Here is a 19,561-nt window from a genome sequence, read left to right as displayed (position 1 = left end):
GATGTCCGGTTTTTCGGGTATCACGCGACCTAATACCACACGTACCGCCGATCGACCCGGTTCGCATACGCCGTTCGAGGGAACGGCACCCCGCCCATGTGGTCGGCCCACCTGATCGCCCGGGCGGCCGGCCCGGTGCGCGCCTCAGACCTCGGGGCGCAGCATCGGCGGGTTGAGCAGGGTGGCCCCACCCGCCCGGAAGAGCTGTGCCGGCCGGCCGCCCTGGCGGGTCGTCGTGCCCCCGGTGGGGACGAGGAATCCCGGGGTTCCGGTGACCTTGCGGTGGAAGTTGCGCGGGTCGAGGGCCACTCCCCAGACCGCCTCGTACACCCGGCGCAATTCGCCGACGGTGAACTCGCTCGGGCAGAACGCGGTGGCCAGCGACGAGTACTCGATCTTGGACCGGGCTCGTTCCACCCCGTCGGCCAGGATCTGGGCGTGATCGAAGGCCAGCGGTGCCACGGGCTCGCCGTCGCGGCCGTAACCGCCCTGCTGGAGCAGTTCCTCCACCGGTGCCCAGCGCGCGTTGCTGGCGTCGCCTCCCGCACGCGGGGCGGGCAGGTCGGGCGCGAGCGCGAGGTGCGCGACGCTCACCACGCGCATGCGCGGGTCCCGCTTGGGGTCGCCGTACGTGGCGAGCTGTTCGAGATGAGCCCCGTTGTCCTGGGCCGGGGCCGAGGGGTCGTGTGCACACAGCCCGGTCTCCTCGGCGAGCTCGCGTGCCGCTGCCTGGGAGAGGTCCTCGTCGGCCCGTACGAAGCCACCGGGCAGCGCCCAGCGCCCTTGGAACGGCGGCTCGCCCCTGCGGACCGCCAGCGCACACAGGGCATGGCGGCGCACGGTCAGCACGACCAGGTCCACGGTGACGGCAAAGGGCGGAAAGGCTGACGGGTCGTAGGGCATGCCGCGATCATAGTCGTCTGCCTGACGATAAACACTCCCTTCCCCGGCCGCATCGATGGTGCTTCCGGTTCGTTCTGGTACGAGGGCGCAGGATCGGCTCCTGTTCTTCGCTTGCCTGGCGTCGTACGAGGTCACACTCCCAGTTGCAGGCCGTCCGCCGCCTCCTCGACCATGGCGAGCCCCAGCCGGCTGATGCGCACGGCGAACGGGGCGGCGGCGACACGCAGACCGGTCAAGCCGAGTTCACCGAGCGGCGCGCTGCGCACGGGGCGCAGGGTGACCGTTCGGGCGGGGGTGTCCGGACGGATGCCCGCGAGCGAGGTGAGCACCAGGATCGCGGACGCCGCCGCCGTGGCCGCCGGCCGGCACGCCGCGGGATGCGGGAGGGGAGCGCTCCCGGCGGTGCGCTGTTCACCGGCGAACATCTCCGGCAGCCGGTGGCCGAAGTGTTCCGCCGCTGCCAGTAGTCCTCTCAGCAGGCCGCTCGCTTCCTTCTCGTAGCCGGCGGCGGCCAGTCCGGCGACGGCGAGTGCGGTGTCGTGGACCCGGACGGCTCCCGTGCGGTGGCCGAACGGGTTGTGTCCCGCCTCCTTGGCACCGAGACTCCGCAGTCCCCAGCCCGCGTCCATGGCGGGGTTGCCGAGCAGCCGGGCGAGGTGTTCGGTCTGAACGGAGTCGAGCAGGCCCGGGGCGAGCCGGCCGGAACCGAGCAGGCCGGTGTCGAGAAGGTGGATCGCGGCGGAGCCCAGGTACGGCACGGGCCGGCCGTCCGGCGTCAGGGCCGCGGCCGGACGTCCGCCACCGCGGTCCTCGACCCAGAAGTCGGCCCGGAATGCCGCCTGCAGGGCCTGGGCCCACTGGCGTAACTCCGTGGCGCCGGGCCGGCCGTAGGCGTCGAGGAGATCGGCGCCGAGCAGGGCTGCCCTATAGGCGTGGGCCTGTGTCTCGCAGCGGGCCGGGCCCCCGGGCTGGGGGTCGCGGAGGTAGGGGCCCTTACCCACGGTCGTCCGCAGCCAGGCGAGGCAGCGTTCTGCCACGGGCAGCAGTTCCCTCGTCTCCTGCTCGGGCAGCCCCCAGCGGCGGGCCTCGGCGAGCAGGACGGGGAAGAGCAGTGTGGCCTCCGTACCCGTGCAGCCGGGTGGCAGCAGCGGGCCGGCGTCGCGTCGTGGCCCGGGGATCAGGCCGGCTTGTACGCTCCGGTCCGGGAGTTGGGTGCGGGCCAGGGTGCGCAGTGTGCCGACGGCGAGCCGGGTGCCGAGCGGCAGGGCCATGCGGGCCGCGGCCAGGGCCTCGGCAGGGGCCATTGCGCAGCGCCAGGGCGCGCCCGCCGCGAGATGGGTGTCGGAGGGGTGGGCGGGGTCCCGCTGCAGCAGCGCCTGGAGATCGGCCACCGCCGAGTCGAGCAGCGGGGCCACGCGGGGGTCGTCGCCTGTCGCCCGGACGGGGGCGAACGGGCTGGTCGTGGCCTGTCCCGCCGCCCGCAAGGGGCCCGCTCCGTCGAGCCGCACCCTCAGTTCCAGGGCTGCCCCACCGCCCGGCGGGAGTTCCACTTCCCAGCGCAGCAGCCCGGCGGACGCGAGGGCGTCCGAGGGCGGTGGGTCGGCGATGACGGAGGCGGCGGCACCGGCCGTGGCCCAGCGCAGGCCGGAGGCGTGGACGGTGGCCGGGAGTTCGGGGCCTGCCCTGCCGGAGGCAATGGTGCCGAGGTCGGCGAGGTCCGTGCCGAGGGCGACCTCGACAGGCAGCCTCAGCGGTCGCACGGCGGCATTGCGGAGCGTGATCCGCTCTGTTCCGTCGGCACGACGGGTCCGCTCGACCACGACATCCGGATCGGGACCCCCGGTGGGGGAAAGGCGCAGTGTTCCCACGAATCGGGCGCTGTCGGCGCCGGTCATCCTGGCCAGCACGGCCAGTGGTTCGCGGCCGGCCACGCGCACCTGGCACCGCGAGAGCAGCCGCCTGCCGGCACGGTAGAACCCGTCCAGTCCCCGGCCGGACAGTTGGCCGCCCTCGGAGATGGCGAGACCGGGCAGGGCGACACAGATCAAGGCGGTGTGGGTGGGTGGCAACTCGGGCGCGGGTCGACCGCCCTGCGGCATGCGCACCGACGAGGCCACGGTGGGCCGGCGGCTGCGCTGTGGGACAGGCCCCGCCGTCTGCGGCCTGCCGGGGCCCGGAGGCGAGGCCGCGGCCGGTGCCGGTGACCTGGCCTGTCCTGGGACGGGCACGGGCGCTGATGACCTGGCCTGGTTTCGGACCGGTGGCGGCACTGACGACCGGCCGTGGCCTGCCGAGGAGTTCACGCCGAGGTCCTTCGGCGGTGGCGGGGCGCCCATGGGCTGCCGTGCGGTGATCTCGGCACCGTCGCGCGGCGACCACTCGGGCCTGCCCCAGGGCGTACGTGCGTCGTCGGCGGCGGGCTGAGTCGGCTGCTGGTGCATGGGGTGGCTTCCTCTGCGCTCCAGGCGCCTCGAACATGCTGGGCTGCCCGTGGGACGCGCGTGCTGACAAAGGTCGTACGGCGGCAGGGCCCGTCCGGGTGTTCCGCCACTCAGGTGAACGGAAGGGGACTTGTCCAGGTCACGGCCCGTCTCGGGGAAGCCGATCGAATGGCGACGCAGGAGGAGAGTGGCGCTCGGACCGCCCACGAGCCGACGGGCCCGGCCGGCCAGGCGGCCCAGAAGTGCACCATCGCCACGGCAGCCGAACCGGCTCGCGCGCGAGTCCTTCCGGAGCAGGCTCCGGGGGCGTGCGCCGCATCCAGCAGACTCCGTCGATACGCCAGATGTCCTCTTGGACGCGGCCCACTCGACCAGGTCTCCGTACCCGCCGGTGCTCTCCCGCACGACGATCACCCTTCCCCTCGGGGCTCGTGGTGGTCGTTCTGCGACAGGGTTGCGCCGGTCGTGGTACCGCCCGCTTCCGCCGTGCGCGTGCGCGTGCCGCCGGGGCCGCGGCGGCCGGGGCGCGAGGGTTCGGCCGCCGACGGGCCGGGGCGGGATCCGGCCGGCCTTCGCCGTCCGCCCGTGGGCCCGGCCGTGCGGGGGGCATCGCCGCCGTCGGCCGGCCGCACACGGCGCCGTCGGCGCGTGCCCGTCCCGCGACCCGGTTCGGCGCCCTGGTCGTCCGCTCGGGGGCCCGCTCCGTGCTGCGCGTCTTCGGTTGCCGGGAGCTCGTCCCGAACCGTTTGCTCCTCCGCGTGCGGCCGGCCGCCGGTCTCCGCCGACGCCTGCCTCGCGCGATCGGTACGACCCGCCCGCAGGCAGCGGCGGATCGATTCCGGGTCGAGGCCTTCGTTGCAGGCCTGGTGCAGGAGCCGGGCGAACAGATAGTCCGGATCCGCGCCCAGTGCCATGGCCAGCGCCTCGCGGGCCTCCAGCTCGTCACCTGTCGACCAGGCGACCCAGCCGGCCAGGGTCAGCGGGGCCGCGGCGTGTTCGCCGTAGGGGCCGACGCAGCGGCGGGCCAGGGCGCGCCAGAGCCGGAGGGCCGGACCTGCCTCGTCGCCCTCCATCCACGCGGCCGCCCGGTCGCGGGTCGTGCGGTCCTGAAGCCCGAGGATCAGAGTCGCCGCCTCGTCGTGGGCGAGCAGGCGGTCGTCGCGCAGGTCCGCCGGATGCGTGCCGGACACCGGTGCCGCGGCGGCGAAGCGGTGGATGATCCGCTCGGCGAGATCCAGGGTCTCCTGCGCCACTTCCGCGCGGGACGCCTCGTCGAGAATGCGGGGCACCAGGGTCATACCGGCCGCGTCCAGGGCGATCTCCTGCTCCAGGGCGGCGGTCGTCTCCCAGGGCTGCAGCCTGGCACGCAACTCCTTGAGCGTGCCGCGCACTTGGATGCCGGCGTAGGTGGCCGCGGCGGCCAGGACCGAGGTGCCGGGGAGGCCCATCGGCGAGCCGTCCTCGGGGCAGCAGCTCTCGATCGGGCAGCAGTACGACCAGAAACGACCGTCGGAGATGCACAGTGCCTCGATGACCGGCACGTCGAGCTCGCCGCACTGGGTGCGCAGCAGATGGGCCAGCCGCTCGAGCCGTCGCTTGACGTCGCGGCCGCGCTCTCCCGGAGCCGGTTCCTGGCAGATGTAGGCCACCATCTGTTCGGGCCGGGCTCCTCGCCGTTCACTGCCGGTCACCAGTCCGTGGGCCAGCTGGTGTGCGGCCGCCTCCCAGTCCTCCTCGTTCGCCGGGATGCCGAGCCGGGCCCGGCCGCCGAACCTGCCTCCGCCTTCGCGGTCGTGCAGGGCCACCAGCACCATGCTGTCCTCCGGCCGGTAGCCGAGAAGGTACGGCAGGGCGTCGGCCAGCTCGGCCGGGGTGCGCAGCGTGACCTGCGTGTCGTGCGCGGACGAGCCGGTGAACGGCTCCTGTCCCGAGATGTCGCTGTTTTCGAACGGTCCGGTGGTTTCGCTGTGATTCGTCATGCGCAGACGATCTCGCGGATCTTGAAATTCCGGTTGAGCCTGTGGACAAGTCAGATCAGGGACACGACAAGACCGTCCCGGTTGTCCACAGGCCCGGGCAGTGGACCGCCCGCTTGTCGGTCCCGTCCTGTTGTATGGGACGCATGGAGCACACGAGCAACGCGGATCTCCGGGCGCAGGCGGACGCCGTCCTCGCCCGGCTCGTCGGGGATGACACGGGCGCCGCCCGGCTGCGCGAGGACCAGTGGCGGGCGATCGAGGCGCTGGTCGCCGAGCGGCGCCGGGCCCTGGTCGTGCAGCGCACGGGGTGGGGCAAGTCCGCGGTGTACTTCGTGGCGACCTCGCTGCTGCGGGCCAGAGGCAGCGGCCCCACGGTGATCGTCTCGCCGCTGCTCGCGCTCATGCGCAATCAGGTGGAGGCCGCGGCCAGGGCCGGTATCCACGCCCGCACCATCAACTCCTCCAACACCGAGGAGTGGGACGCCGTCCAGGCCGAGATCGCGGCCGGCCAGGTCGATGTCCTCCTCGTCAGCCCGGAGCGGCTCAACAACCCGGACTTCCGGGATCAGGTCCTGCCGAAGCTGTCCGCCGCGACCGGCCTGCTGGTCGTGGACGAGGCCCACTGCATCTCCGACTGGGGCCACGACTTCCGTCCCGACTACCGGCGGCTGCGCACCATGCTCGGCGACCTCCCGCCGGGTGTCCCCGTGCTGGCCACCACCGCCACGGCCAATGCCCGGGTGACCGCGGATGTCGCCGACCAGTTGGGCACCGGCGGCACCTCGGACGCCCTGGTGCTGCGCGGGCCGCTGGACCGGGAGAGCCTCAGCCTCGGCGTGCTGCGGCTGCCGGACGCCGCGCACCGGATGGCCTGGCTGGCCGACCACCTCGACGACCTGCCGGGCTCCGGCATCGTCTACACGCTCACCGTCGCCGCCGCCGAGGAGGTCACCGCGTTCCTGCGGCAACGCGGCCACACAGTCGCCTCGTACACGGGCAGGACGGAGAACGCCGACCGTCAGCAGGCCGAGGACGATCTGCTCGGCAACCGGGTCAAGGCGCTGGTGGCCACCTCCGCGCTCGGTATGGGCTTCGACAAGCCGGATCTCGGTTTCGTGGTGCACCTCGGCTCCCCCTCCTCCCCCATCGCCTACTACCAGCAGGTCGGCCGGGCGGGCCGCGGTGTCGAGCACGCCGAGGTGCTGCTCCTGCCGGGCAAGGAGGACGAGGCGATCTGGCAGTACTTCGCGTCGCTCGCCTTCCCCTCCGAGGAGCTGGTCCGGCGCACCCTGGACGTCCTGGCCCGGGCGGACGGCCCCCTGTCGCTGCCCGCGCTCGAGCCCCTGGTCGAACTGCGCCGCTCCCGGCTGGAGACCATGCTGAAGGTCCTCGACGTGGACGGCGCGGTCCGCCGTGTCAAGGGCGGCTGGACCGCCACCGGGCAGCCCTGGTCGTACGACACCGAGCGCTACGGCTGGGTGGCCCGGCAGCGGGCGGCCGAGCAGGAGGCGATGCGCGCCTACGCGTCCACCAGCGAGTGCCGGATGGCGTTCCTGCAGCGTCAGCTGGACGACGAGGGTGCCAAACCCTGCGGCCGCTGCGACAACTGCGCCGGCCCGCGCTTCACCGCCGACACGTCCACGGCGGCGGTGGACGCCGCGCGCAGCGACCTCGGCCGGGCGGGCGTCGAGGTGGAACCCCGCCGCATGTGGCCGACGGGCCTGCCGGCCATCGGCATCGATCTCAAGGGACGCATTCCGGCCGGTGAACAGGCGTCGCCGGGGCGGGCCCTGGGACGATTGTCGGACATCGGCTGGGGCAACCGGCTGCGTCCGCTGCTCGCGCCCCAGGCGCCGGACACCGCTGTGCCGGACGATGTGGCGCGGGCCGTGGTCGGTGTCCTGGCCGACTGGGCGAAGGGTCCCGGCGGCTGGGTGTCCGGCGCCCAGGCCCGGCCGGTGGGTGTCGTCACCGTCGCCTCTCGAACCCGGCCCCTGCTGATCCACTCCCTGGGCGCCCGGATCTCCGAGGTCGGCCGGCTGCCGTTGCTCGGCTCCGTGGAGTACGCCGAGGACGTGCCGCGGGTGTCGCGCAGCAACAGCGCGCAGCGGCTGAAGGCCCTCGACGGTGCGCTGACGGTATCTCCTGCCCTCGCGTCGGCGCTCACCGCGGCCGACGGCCCGGTGCTGCTGGTCGACGACTTCACGGAGACGGGCTGGACCCTCGCGGTCGCGGCACGTCTGCTGAGAAGGTCCGGCGCGCGGGCGGTGTCGCCGCTGGTCCTGGCCGTCCAGGGCTGACCACGCGGCCGCCGCGGCAGCCCTGCGCCGACATGGTCCGGCACCCCAGGCGTCATCGGGCCGACCTTTGGGTAGGGATATAAGCCACGCACCACCAGATAAGCGTCGGTGGCCCCAATTGCTCGTTGCCGCATCCCAGTTCGGCAGGAAGAATTGAGGTCCGCTCCCCGCACGGCTCGTCCGTGATCGGTTGGGCTCTGCTGCGGTGCGCGGTCCCTCGAATCCGACCTCGCCCGCAGTATGGGCGCGTAGCCGAAGGGAGGAACGTGACCTTCGGATTCGCCTCGTCCTCGGCGGCCTCGTTGTCGACCTCCGCGTCCGCCGCTTCCGCCAGCCGCCTGCTCGAGCCTGCCGAATGGGCGGCCGCCGGAATCCCGCTGCTGCGCAACCCGCGTGAGGTCGTCAGCGGGCTGCACGCCCGTCATCGGCCGCGGCTTTCCACGGCGATCGTGGCGGTCCTCGATCCGGACGAGCGACTGTGCGCCAGCGCGTCGTTCACGCGACGTCCGACCTCGGCCGACGGCTGGATGTCCCGCAACGCGCTGCTCGCGCAGCTGCGCCGGGTGATTCCGCACGACCTGAGACGCCGGACGCCGGTGCGCACGGCCATCCTCGTCTACTGCCGCGAGGGGGACGCCCGTTGGACGGAGGAGGACGGCGCCTGGATGTGGGGGCTGCGTGACGCCTGCACCCTGCACGGGCTGCGGTGCGGGGCGTACATCACGCTGACCCACGACGGCTGGCACGTGCTCGGCGAAGGACGCAGCGGCCGCCGCCCCAACGCCGACTCCGCACCCGAACCCTTCGCCACGTCCGAGACCCCGCCGCTCCCGCCACGCACCGGCGGCCCGGTCTCCGAGGTCCTGCGCCGCGCGGCGGCTCGCTGAAGGACACGGCAGCAGGCCGGGCCGGTACCCGACCGTCTTCCGGCCCACCGCCCTGCCCCCACGGGCGGCGAGCCGACCGCCCACCGCCTGGGCGACGCGGCACACGAAGCCGTGCGGCACTCCGAGGAACACAGGGGCCACCCGCGGCCGAAGCGACGTCAGGGCCGTACCGAGCTCGGAGGGACGGGGACACAGGGGCTGTGCCGGACCCCAGGTGCCCTTGGCCGGTCCATTCGGGCGGGTGGCCTCACGGTCCGGTCCCGGCGGGGCAAAACGCGTGCGCCGAGATCCGGCCTCCGCCCCGCAAGCGCTGCTCCGCACATGCCGTCCTGGGGCGTCACCGGGAAGCCGCGCACGAGCGGTGCCGCCCCATGGCCGGCGGAACGGCCACCGGTCGTGCGGGCATGCCGAAGGCCGCACCGTGCGGATATCCACCCGGGCGGTTCCTCTGCCACCCCGGTGCCCCGAGGCGCCGGAGGAGCCTCAGACGCCTGCGCCCAGCACCGAGTTGATCTGCTGCGGGTCGCCGCAGACGATCAGCAGGGCACCGGCTCGGGTGTGGGCCAGCGGAAGGGCCGAGGCGGCAGCGGAAGCGGGACCTCCGTTGACAGCCACGACGACCACGGGCCGGACCGCGGCACGGGAGGCGACGGCGGCGTCCGCATAGAAGACGTCGTCACCGGCGTCGTGCTGCGCCCAGTAGGAAACTTCGCCGAAGGACAGCTCGTGCTCCGCCCACGGGTGCTGGGACCCGGTGGTGATCACGAGCACGTCGCCGGGGGCACGGCCCGAGTCCAGCAGCAGGTCCACCGCCTCCTCGGCGGCGTCGAGCGCACCCTCGGCCGAGGCCGGGATCAGCTGGATCTGCGGGGTGGCCGCCGAGGCGGCGGGAGCGGCCGGGCCGGACGGGCCCGGCTTGGCCGGAGCCGCGTCACGCGGCGTGCGCTGCACCGGCGGCGCCGGCCGCGGAGGGCCAGGACGACCGGGGCGGGACGGAGCCGCGGGGCGGGGGCCGGGTACGGGGCGGGGGGTCGGCGCGGTACGGCCGCTGGCCGGAGTGGCGCGGGGACCCTGGGCACTCTCGTGAATCTGAGGCTCCTCGGGAATGAGAGGCATGAGCTGATATTTATCAAACGTTGGTGCGGCGCGGGTGACCGGGTGGCACATCAGTGCGAGCGGAACCGTCAGAAATCGAAGCCGAGCTGACCCTCGATTTCCGGAACGCTTCCATCCGCCCAGCTGCGGACCTTCTTGAGGTGCCGCCACTGAGGCAACGCATCAAGATACGCCCACGACAAGCGGTGGAGCGGGGTGGGCCCCCACTCCTCCAGTGCGGCCTTGTGCACGGGCGACGGATACCCGGCGTTGTCCGCAAATCCGAAGTGTGCATGGTCGACACCCAGTTCGGCCATCATTTTGTCGCGCTGAACCTTGGCGATCACCGATGCCGCCGCGACAGCCACACACGACTGATCGCCCTTGATCACCGTGCGCACCTTCCAGGGCGCGCCGAGGTAGTCGTGCTTCCCGTCGAGGATCACGGCGTCGGGGCGGACCGGCAGGGCGTCCAGGGCGCGGCCCGCGGCGAGCCGCAGCGCGGCCGTCATCCCCAGGTCGTCGATCTCCTCGGGGGAAGCATGCCCCAGTGCATAGGCGGTCACCCATACCTGCAGGATCGCCGCCAGCTCCGTGCGCCGCTTGATCGTCAGCAGCTTGGAATCGGTCAGCCCCTCGGGCGGGCGGCGGAGACCGGTGATCGCGGCGCAGACGGTGACAGGTCCGGCCCAGGCGCCGCGACCCACCTCGTCGAGACCGGCAATGACCTTCGCTCCGGTCGTGGCGCGCAGGGAGCGCTCGACGGTGTGAGTAGGTGGTTCGTACGGCATGGCGCCCTTAGCGTACGCCGCGCGGACCGTCGGCCGACACCCCGGTCGCCCCACCGCCACACGGAGCGGCGGCGTGCGGAATCACCTTCCGTGGGGCCGGCCGCGGCAGCGGGAGCATCAACTGGTCGATCATCTCTTCGAGGTCCTGATCACTCGATTCGCCGGCGCACACCTTTGAGCGGTACATCATCGCGGCCGGGATGGCGTCGAAGGCATAGCCGCCGACCACGTCCGGACGTGCCTCTCCACGCCCGATTCCGCGGGCGATGACCTCACGCAGGAGCCTGACGGCCGGCTCCACCACTCCCCCCGACGATCGCGTCCCGCAAGCGCTCCGCCTGACTCTGATCGCACTCGTGAATCATGGGCCGCAGCGCCGCACCGGGAGGCGCGTACATGATCTGCCGCACCTGCCGGCACAGGGCGAGGAGGTCCTCCCGCACGCCGCCGGGGTCGGGGGCCGACTCCACCCGTGGCAGCCCGGCCACCAGGGCGTCCTCGACAAGGTCCTCCAGGGAATCCGCCCGAGCGGGAGCGGCCGTCCCGTGCGGGCTAACCACCTCCGTCTCTCCGGCATGCAGGGGAAGCGGGGATTCCGCGGACGTGCGGGACCCGTGGTGACGCCCTCTCAGCTGCTTCAGGAACCAAAAGCCGGGCGCTGACCGAGAGCCCACCGTCGCTCTCCTGCCCAGCGCAGCGGGTGCGCACCGGCGACAGCGGCACCCTCGGGAAAGCCCGGGGCTATGGTTACGGAGCATGTGGTTAGGAGAGCCGCCCGAGGGCGAGCAGAACCCTCACAGCAGGAACCCCTATGGCGGGAACCCCTACGGCGGGAGGCGGGCGAAGGCCGTCGCGGTCGCTGCGGCCGCGGCCGTGATCGCAGCCGTCGGCGTCACCGGTTCACTGCTCCTGGACGGCCACAAGGCGGACAACGCCGACGGCGGCAGCAGGAACACGAAGGCGTCGGCGAGTGCCCCGCACAGCGCGACGGCCACGGCGACGGCGTCCGGCAAGCCGGGGGGCGGCGCTACCGAGAGGCCGACCGTGCCGGGCTGGAAGGTCGTCGTCAACCCCGAGTGGGGCACGGCCTTCGACGTGCCGCCGGACTGGGACGTCAAGCCGCCGGGCATGATGTTCGGCTTCGAGGACAGCAAGGTCGACTACAGCGACCCCAAGAACTGGGGCAAGGTCGTCATCATCATGAGTGCACCGGCGGTCCTCCAGGAGAACTGGTGCCTGTCCGACGACAACAATGACGGGCGCATGGGCAGCACAGCGCTGGCCGCTGCGGGCACCAAGGGTGCCAAGGGCGCCAGGAGCACCGGCGATGCCGCCCTGAGCCAGGCGGAGCGGTGGGTGTACGGCGGTTACACGCAGCCCGACAGGAAGAGCATCGTCTCCGACCGGACGGCGAAGCCGTACACGACCAAGTCCGGCGTCAGGGGCAGCATCGCCTGGGCGCGGTCCAGGAACACGCCCCAGAAGGGCAAGTGCGCGAGCGACGGCAAGGCCATCACCTTCGGCTTCAGGAACTCCGCGGGCGGCCTCGTCGCGTGGAACCTCTTCGGCGCCACGGGCGTGAGGGACGAGCTGCCGGACTCGACGATCATGAAGATCCTCAGCACGGTACGCCTCCACGGGAAGCCGAAGGGATCCTGAGCCGGGTCCCGCGACGGCGGGACACCGATGAGTACAGTGGGAACGGCGACGACGGGGGCGGACGCACATGACGAGGCAGACGGGCTCGGACGGTCGACCGCAGATCACCAACACCGCGGTCGACTGCACCGCCGAGTACCTGATCCAGATCGGCATCCTCCAGGGCGACCTCAATGTCACCGTGCGGGGGGACGCGCCCGATGACGACGCCCCGCTGGCCGCGGCCGAGCGGAGTCTCGCGCGCAGCCTCCTGCGCCGCTGGCGGGCCGAGGCCGACGCCTGGGACATGACCGACCCCCAGCCACTGCCCGTGCGCTGGACCCCCAGCCAACGGGTGGAGTCCACCGGGGAGTACATCCCCGCGGGCTCCGGGACGGACACCATCGCCGGGGCGTTCCTGAGGCTCAGCCCCCGGCGGCGGCTGGTCGTGCTCGGCACCGCGGGGTCCGGAAAGACCGTTCTGTCCGTCCTGCTCACCCTCGAACTCCTCGCCCGCCGCCTCACCCAGGGCGAGCACGAGGTACCGATCCCGCTCGTGCTGTCACTGGAGTCCTGGGACACCCGGCGGCAGTCTCTGACCGAGTGGCTCGTGGACCGGCTGCACCAGGACCACCCCGGTCTGCCACCGGTGGACGGCGTCCACCCGGCCCGCCGGCTCGTCCTGGACCGGCGGGTGCTACCCGTCCTCGACGGTCTCGACGAGCTCCCGGCGCACCGCCGCGCCGAGGTCCTCGACGTCCTCAACACCGGCCTCGGCGGTGACGGGGAGGCCGTACTCGTCTCCCGCACGGCCGAGTACGCCGACCTCGACGGGAAGGGCAAGGGCCTGCGGCACGCCGCCGTCATCGAGTCGCTGCCGCTGCGCCCGGACGAGGTGGCGGACTACCTCCGCAGGGCCACGCCGCGGGCTCGCGTCAAGGCCTGGGCCGGCCTGCTGGACACCCTGCGCAATCAGCCCTCCGCACCGGTCTCGTGGGCCCTGACCAGTCCCCTGATGGTGTGGCTGGTGCGCCGCTCGTACGAGCAACCCACGGCAGATCCCGGCGAGTTGACGGACCGGGAGCGCTTACCCACCCGGGCGGCCGTCGAGGCGCACCTGCTCGACCGGATCGTGCCCGCCGCGTTTCCGGCACGTCCGCCGGACCCCGGCCGACTGCACCCGCCCCGCGCCTGGGACGCCGAACGGGCCGATGCCTGGCTGTCGTACCTGGCGCTGCTGCTCAGCCGCCGTGAGGAGTCCGAGCTGGCCTGGTGGCGGCTGTACGCGGCGCCGTTGCCCCGGCTGCTCGCGGTGCCCGCGCTGATGACGGCCGGCATCCTGCTGTCCCTCGTCATCCGGGCGGCCATGTCCGGTTACGCGCGGACCACCGGGCTGGGCGACCTCAGCGTGACGACCGACGTGATGTTCGGGATCGCCCTGGCGGCGCTCGCACGGTCCGTCACCGCGGGCTGGTTCGGCCAGCGGCTCGCCGAGCCCCGGCGCAGCGCCAACCCGCTGCTGTTCATCCACGCCCTGCGGTCCGTCGACCGGCACGCGCGGGTCGGCCCGCGGGTCCGCCTCGCGGCACTCACAGGCGGTCCCGCCCTCGTCGTCCTCCTCCTCGCGCTGTACGTCTTCGCGGCGCCGGACCCGGTCCTGGTCGTGTTCGCGATCGGCGCGGTGCTGCCGATCCTGCTGATGATCGTGTACGCGGCACCCGCCGACACCGAGGACGCCGCCACCCCCGGCGAACTCCTGCGCGGCGAACAGACCGCGCTCGTCACGACGCTGACGCTCGTGGCCCCCCTCATCGGTGTCGGCTCCGGTTCCCTCTTCTGGCTCGACCCGCACGGTCCGGGCAGCTGGTGGCCTGCGTTCGGGGCCTGGGCCGGCGCCTCCGCGATGTTCGTGCTGCTCAGTCCATGGAGCCGCTGGATCCTCGCCAAGTGCTCGCTGGCGGCGACCGGCCGGGTGCCCTGGACGCTCATGACCTTCCTCGGGGACGCGCGGACGGCCGGCCTGCTGCAGCTGTCGGGCGGCACGTACCGGTTCCGCAACCGCAGGCTCCAGGAGCACCTGGCGGGGCGGCGCGCCCGGGAGCGGGGCTCGGCGGCCGCACCCGAGCCGCCGCGCCTGACCGCGCTCGCGGACTCCCGGCACTTCACGGTGGAGAACACCGCGGACCACTACCACCTCCGCGGCCGCTCCCGCAGGCTGCAGCTGGCCCACTGGGCGGTGCTGGGCCCCGTCATGGCCGTCTTCCTCGTGCGCTTCACCGTGGCCGGCCAGTGGGAGCACGCCACCTCCTGGGTGGCGATGCTGTTCCTGCCGTTCCTCGGCGTCCTGATCACCGTGACCGGCTTCCTCATGCCGCGTCGGCGGATCGAGCTGGAGCTGACCCGGGACGGCGTGACCTCCGTGACGGGACGCAGGCGGCGCTCCTACCCGTGGCAGCACGTCGAGGAGATCACCGTGCGCCGGATGGTCTTCCGGGGCCGGGACGTGGGCATCTACGCGCTCCAGGTCCGGCTGCTCCCCGGCGCCCCGCGCCCCCCGCGCCGCTCCCGCATGGGCGACGGCTGGTACCTCGTGCTGCCGCTCGGCCTCACCCCGCACGTCGACGACCGGCTGGGCGACGCGCTGGCCGGTCTCGCCGGGCCGCGCTGGACGCGCTGAGGTACTGGGATACCGAGGTACCGATGAGGCTCAGCAGAGCGACTCGGACCCTCCGGCGGCCGTGAGCAGGCCCAGGCAGCGGGACGTCACCGTGTGCCCGTCCTCGGTGGCGTCGACGGCGTAGGCGATCGGGGCGTGGCCCGTGGCACCGCTCGGGGCCGTGATCCGCCAGCGTGCCTCGTACGTGTCCTGGGCCCGCAGCACGCGGGGCGGGCGTCCCACGAGCGTGGCGTGCCAGCCGGCGGGCAGCAGGGGCGGTCGTACGACGATGGCGAGGTCGCGGGCGGTGGTGTTCTCGATGCGGAGCCGGCCGTCGTCCGCCGGGTGCAGGCGCAGGGCGTCGGAGCTGGTCCAGCGGATGTTGAACTCGCGCAGGCGCAGCTTCTTCTCCTGGTCCTTGTTGAACAGCGACCCGAGGCCGATGCGGATGGAGTCGACGGTGTGCCGGTAGGGGATGTCGTAGCCGTACGTCTTGCCGATGCTGTACTTGCCGCCTCCCGCTCTGCGGCCGTGCCAGTTACCGGAGTTGTCCCAGACGGTGCGGGCGCCGACCTGTCCCTCCAGGTCGACGCTCAGCGAGAAGGGTCCGTCGATGGTGTCCGGGTCGAAGTCCACCGAGACCTCGCTCAGCGGCAACGGCATCCCGAAGTCGACGCGCAGCCAGTCGTCCTTGCGCGGGGAGCCGGTGACCGACCAGTATCCGGCGTGCCCGGGCAGCGCCGCCGAGGGCGGATGCCCCCGGTCCGCGTAACTGACGCTGAGCGTCGGCCAGTTGCGGGTCGCGGCGGCCATGAGGTCGACCTGGTGGACCGAACCGCCCAGCGGATGCCGCCACTTGTCGTAGGCGGCGGGCAGACCGAAGAGCGCCCCCGGCGGCAGGGCGCCCGCCTGCAGGAGGACCAGGGCGAGGGGCACGGCCAGGAACCCGGCGAGGTGGGCGAGCAGGAGGCTGTGGCGGGCCACGCGGTGGCGCGGCAGCCGGACCGCGACGCCTCCGGGGCGGCGCACGGACGGTGGGGCGATGCTCTCGCCCCGGCCCGGCGTACCGCGCATCCCGGCCAGCCACTGCGGGATTCCGGCGAGAGTGGAGGCCGGGACGCACCGCACCGGGATGCCGGTGGCGTCGAGGGCGCGCAGCAGATGGCCGCCGTCGGCCGCTTCCAGTTCGGCGCGTACGGCGGTGTCGTCGCCCTGCGCGGCCCTGGTGTACAGCAGCGCCAGACGGCGTGGGCGGCGGCGCGCGGGCAGGGCGCTCACGACGTGCAGGACACGGGTGACGGCGTGCACGGCGGCACTGTGCGCGGCCGGGTCGTCCACCACCAGCAGCAGTCCGTCGGCCCGGCCCAGGACCTCCAGCCCGGCGACCGACTCCTGACTGCGGTACGCGTCACCGGCCGGGTCGTACCAGAGCAGGGACGTCCGGCCCGTGCGCACCAGCGGCGGTTCGCTGCCGGGCGGGGCGCCGAGTTCGGTCAGGCCCTGCCGGTGGACGCCGCTGCGCTGCGCGGGCGGGCCGCCGACGAGCACCACGGTCCGGGCCCGCTCGTATCCGGCGGGCAGTGGGTTCCGGCAGTGCGGGCAGCACGCGTCCAGGCGGCGGACGCCGAGAACGGCGGGGAGGCGGGTGCCGCAGCGGCAGCGGTGGTAGAGCGCGCCGTACCGGTTCGGGACCAGCGCACGGTGGCGGGCGCCGCAGCGGGGGCACAGGCGGTCGGGCCGCACGACGGTACGTCCGCAGCGGGTGTACGGGCACGGCGCCGGCCCGTGGCGCAGAGCGCGTCCCGCCCGCTCGACCGCGGCCCACATCAGCCACCACAGCGTCCACAGCGCGCAGCACAGGGCCCAGAACAGCAGCGCGAACAGCAGCGGGAGGATGGTCAGCGCGGTCGCGGTCAGCACGACGGCGGTCATCGTCACCACGAGGACCGGGACCATGACGACCGTCAGGAAACCCCGGCCCCACCTCGCGCCGTGCCGCGACTGGCGGGCGAACCCCGCCACGCAGCGGTCCATGAGCCGCTCGGCGTCGCCCATCAGCCGTTCGTGTTCCTCGAGACCGTCCCACCAGGCTGCGCGCAGGTCCCGCAGCGCCGTGACGCGGAAGTAGGCGGGGACGGCCGGTTCGCCGTTCGGGGCGGCCGCGACGCCTGCGGCCGCCCCGAACGACCGCCAGACGATGCGGAGTTGGGACAGCACGAGACGTGGCAGGGTCACGAGCACACCGTGGCCCACGACGAGGGCGGCCAGCAGGACGACCATCAGGAACAGAACGGCGGGGTTGGCCACGGCTCACTCCTTCTCCCGGGCGGACCCGCGCCGCCACGGCAGCCGTGGCCCCCGTTCCCGCTCGGGCTCCGGCTCCTCGGCGCGCACCAGGTCGCGCAGGGCCTCGTAGGTCTCCGTCTCTTCCCACAGCCCCCGCCGGTACAGCCGCAGGATCCTCGAGCCGGCCCGGCGCGGATCTTCGGTCGCCCGGCGCAGCACGTGCAGCGCGGTGCCGGGGACTTCGGCGAGCACGTCCTGTGCTCCGCCCGGTGCCGCGTCGGCGAGGGAGGCGAGAAAGGCGCACGCCCGGGCGTCCAGTACCTCGGCCCGCGACTCGGCGCCGGCCTCGAGTGCGCTGAGCAGCCCCGCCAGGACGGCGCGCCGGTAGGGCTCGGGCAGCGGCGCGAGCGCAGCCCGTACGTCGCCGAGCGGTGCCGTCAGGGTGGCGAGGTGCCGTTCGGCCGCGTCCCTCACACGCTCGGGCGGGACACCCGCCGCCTGCGGCCGCAGCTCCGCCACCGCCCGTACGAAACCCGCGAGCCCGGACTCCTCTCCGACCGGTGGCCCTGCCGTGCCGTCCGGCGCGAGCAGTGCGCACGCCGCCCGCAGCCGCCGTACGGCCGCCGCTCCGGTGCCCTCGTCCCCGGCCGCCTCCCACAGGTCGGCCACCGCGTCCACGAGGTCCAGCCGCCCGCTGCCCCACGCGCCCGCGAGGACGCGCGCCGTGGCGCACGGCTCCGGGCCTCCGTCCTCCCTCAGCCCGTCGAGATCGAACACCGGGGCCGGCGCCCGCTCCCCCGTCTCCGGCCGTGTCCCGGTCAGATGACGGTGGTCGGTCTCCGGTCGCGCGGTGTACGTCGTGAACGTCAGACGGGTGGTCAGGCCCGCCGGGAGGGCGTAGGAGGCCGCGGCGATCCAGTCGACGACACGTTCCGGGTCCGCGGAGACCAGGGTCGCGCCCGTGCCCTCGCCGGCCAGCGCTCGCAGGGCCACGGTGAGCAGCCGCGCCAGGAGACGAACTCCCGTCTCACCGGTGGCGTCCAGCAGCCGGCGGACGCGGTCGGGCCCGACGGCGCTGCCGGGCACGAGTTCGGCCAGGTCGGGCAGGGCATGGCCGTCGTCGGGCGCGGGGGACGGTGCCCACTGCGGGGTGTCCCACAGTTCGACGGGGCGCAGGCCCCGCAGTTCGCCGGGGCCGGCGCAGAGGGCGTGGCAGAAGTGGTTGCCCAGGCGTCCGGTGTAGTCCCGGCCGGTGTAGCGGGTGCGGGCCAGTACGGCCGTGTCGCCGTCGGGGCGGTCGTAGGCGAACGCCACGGGATGTTCGGCAGGTGCGACGGCGCCCGGCGGGGGCGCGTACCCCGTCAGGGGGCGCAGGACGCCGAGGGCGGGGCGGGCCGCCGGGGAGACGGCGGTGAAGCGGAAGCCGCCGTGGCGGTCGGCGGCCGACGGCGGGGCGGAGGTGTAGTGCGCCTGTCCTGCCATGCCGGTCACCCCCGACCCCGGTCGAGGGCGCCGAAGCGGTGCAGGAGCCACATCAGGGGGTCCTCCACGCGGTGCGGCCGTACGACGCCCCCGTGGCCGAGGCCGCCGCCGTGCTGTGGCGCGGTGCCGAGCGTGGAGAGGGCGAACAGCTGGTAGTCCGTGCAGAACCGGCGCAGCCGCGCGTCGAGTTGGTGTTCCTGCCAGCGGTTCAGCAGGGCCTGGAGTTCGGCGTGGACGGCGGCGCGGTCGTCGGCGTCGAAGACGGGCCCGGGGCGGCGGGTGCGGTGCAGGGGGGAGTTGTCCGGCAGGTGCGGCCACAGCAGGTCGGCCTTGGTGAGGGCGACGGCGACCGGAACGGTCACCTTCCCGCCGCCGCCCAGGTGGCCGAGCACCCGCGCCAGTACCTCGCCGGACCTGCCCGGCACACCGTCGCCGTCTTTCAGTGGGGCTCCGGGCAGGTCCTGCGGGTCGACGAGGACGACGACGGCGTCGGCCGCGGTGAGGTAGCGCAGTTGGGTCTCCATGCGGTCCCGTGAGGTGAAGTGCTCGCCCGCGGTGTCGAGGAACACCAGGGTCAGCACGTGCTCGCGGGCGTGCCCGAAGCGGCCCCGGCGGGTGCGGCCGAGGCGGTGCACCAGGGGCCGGCCGCCGTCGTGCTCGGCGGTCTTGGGGACGGTGTGCTGCTCCTCGTAGAGGTGTCGCTCGTACCGTTCGTGGTAGTCGGCCATGGTGTCGTCGTCGCAGGGCAGCAGGGCCGCGTCGAGTTCGGCGCCGAGGCGGTGCAGCAGCTCGTGCACGAGGACGGCGATGTAGGTGCTCTTGCCCGAGCTGACGGGGCCCGCGAGCGCCACCAGCTTCCCGGGGGCGCGCAGATAGCCCTCCGGCAGCCGGCACCCGCAGGCCGTGCAGCGCAGCCGGGTGGCGGTGCGGCCGCAGGTGCGGCACAGCGCCGAACCGGCCCGTGGGTCGGCGGACTTCAGGCCACTGCCCTCGGCGCAGGCAGCGGCGCCGCTCACGCAGACGTACGCGATCTGCGCCCTGGTGACGTTCCGGAAGCAGTGCGGGCACACCCAGGTGCGGCGGCGCGTCGGTCTCATCTCCCC

The 19,561-nt window shown here is 73.7% G+C and carries 12 protein-coding genes and 1 pseudogene; 4 read left to right on the top strand and 9 right to left on the bottom strand.

Annotation, left to right across the window (positions count from 1 at the left end; genetic code table 11):
- Window positions 1–144: 144 nt before the first annotated feature.
- The 3 genes from ACFYZB_RS28775 to ACFYZB_RS28765 form a co-directional block, all read right to left on the bottom strand.
- On the bottom strand, window positions 145–903 hold the full coding sequence (locus ACFYZB_RS28775; protein WP_351208985.1) for an NUDIX hydrolase: 759 nt from the start codon (window positions 901–903) through the stop codon (window positions 145–147).
- 131 nt (window positions 904–1,034) lie between these two features.
- Window positions 1,035–3,002 (bottom strand): glycogen debranching N-terminal domain-containing protein, encoded by a 1,968-nt coding sequence (locus ACFYZB_RS28770; RefSeq protein WP_388763692.1) that lies wholly within the window; start codon window positions 3,000–3,002, stop codon window positions 1,035–1,037.
- 752 nt (window positions 3,003–3,754) lie between these two features.
- Window positions 3,755–5,323 carry a DUF4192 domain-containing protein gene (locus tag ACFYZB_RS28765; protein WP_388763613.1) on the bottom strand — a complete coding sequence of 523 codons (1,569 nt, stop codon included), beginning with the start codon at window positions 5,321–5,323 and terminating at the stop codon, window positions 3,755–3,757.
- A gap of 143 nt (window positions 5,324–5,466) precedes the next feature.
- Between ACFYZB_RS28765 and ACFYZB_RS28760 the strand changes: the two genes are divergently transcribed.
- Window positions 5,467–7,623, top strand: coding sequence for a RecQ family ATP-dependent DNA helicase (locus tag ACFYZB_RS28760; protein ID WP_388763611.1), 2,157 nt, complete (start codon window positions 5,467–5,469; stop codon window positions 7,621–7,623).
- 266 nt (window positions 7,624–7,889) lie between these two features.
- Window positions 7,890–8,510, top strand: a complete 621-nt coding sequence (locus tag ACFYZB_RS28755) for a hypothetical protein (protein WP_351208990.1) — start codon at window positions 7,890–7,892, stop codon at window positions 8,508–8,510.
- A 483-nt stretch (window positions 8,511–8,993) separates the two neighbouring features.
- On the opposite strand, the gene ACFYZB_RS28750 is transcribed toward ACFYZB_RS28755, so the two are convergent.
- The 3 genes and pseudogenes from ACFYZB_RS28750 to ACFYZB_RS28740 all read right to left on the bottom strand — a co-directional run.
- On the bottom strand, window positions 8,994–9,626 hold the full coding sequence (locus tag ACFYZB_RS28750) for a hypothetical protein (RefSeq protein WP_351208991.1): 633 nt from the start codon (window positions 9,624–9,626) through the stop codon (window positions 8,994–8,996).
- 68 nt (window positions 9,627–9,694) lie between these two features.
- Entirely contained in the window at window positions 9,695–10,396 is a 702-nt protein-coding gene (locus ACFYZB_RS28745) for a ribonuclease HII (RefSeq protein WP_388763609.1), read from the bottom strand.
- 97 nt (window positions 10,397–10,493) lie between these two features.
- Window positions 10,494–10,923 (bottom strand): annotated as a pseudogene (locus ACFYZB_RS28740) (TetR-like C-terminal domain-containing protein); the annotation flags it as partial.
- Window positions 10,924–11,152: 229 nt separating this feature from the next.
- Here ACFYZB_RS28740 and ACFYZB_RS28735 point away from each other — a divergent pair.
- Both ACFYZB_RS28735 and ACFYZB_RS28730 read left to right on the top strand, forming a co-directional pair.
- On the top strand, window positions 11,153–12,055 hold the full coding sequence (locus ACFYZB_RS28735; RefSeq protein WP_388763608.1) for a hypothetical protein: 903 nt from the start codon (window positions 11,153–11,155) through the stop codon (window positions 12,053–12,055).
- Window positions 12,056–12,122: 67 nt separating this feature from the next.
- A complete protein-coding gene (locus tag ACFYZB_RS28730; RefSeq protein ID WP_388763606.1) occupies window positions 12,123–14,711 on the top strand; it encodes an NACHT domain-containing protein in 2,589 nt (862 codons plus the stop codon).
- 30 nt (window positions 14,712–14,741) lie between these two features.
- Here ACFYZB_RS28730 and ACFYZB_RS28725 read toward each other — a convergent pair whose 3' ends face one another.
- From ACFYZB_RS28725 to ACFYZB_RS28715, 3 genes are read right to left on the bottom strand one after another with little or no spacing between them, the layout of a single operon-like run.
- Window positions 14,742–16,997 carry a hypothetical protein gene (locus tag ACFYZB_RS28725; protein ID WP_388763604.1) on the bottom strand — a complete coding sequence of 752 codons (2,256 nt, stop codon included), beginning with the start codon at window positions 16,995–16,997 and terminating at the stop codon, window positions 14,742–14,744.
- A 3-nt stretch (window positions 16,998–17,000) separates the two neighbouring features.
- Window positions 17,001–18,458: a hypothetical protein gene (locus ACFYZB_RS28720; protein WP_388763603.1), complete on the bottom strand. Its 1,458-nt coding sequence runs from the start codon at window positions 18,456–18,458 to the stop codon at window positions 17,001–17,003.
- A gap of 5 nt (window positions 18,459–18,463) precedes the next feature.
- A complete protein-coding gene (locus ACFYZB_RS28715) occupies window positions 18,464–19,555 on the bottom strand; it encodes a hypothetical protein (protein WP_388763601.1) in 1,092 nt (363 codons plus the stop codon).
- Window positions 19,556–19,561 lie beyond the last annotated feature (6 nt).

The organism is Streptomyces sp. NPDC001852, assembly GCF_042891825.1.
Classification (GTDB): Bacteria; Actinomycetota; Actinomycetes; order Streptomycetales; family Streptomycetaceae; genus Streptomyces.
This window is presented reverse-complemented; position numbering and strand designations above follow the sequence as displayed.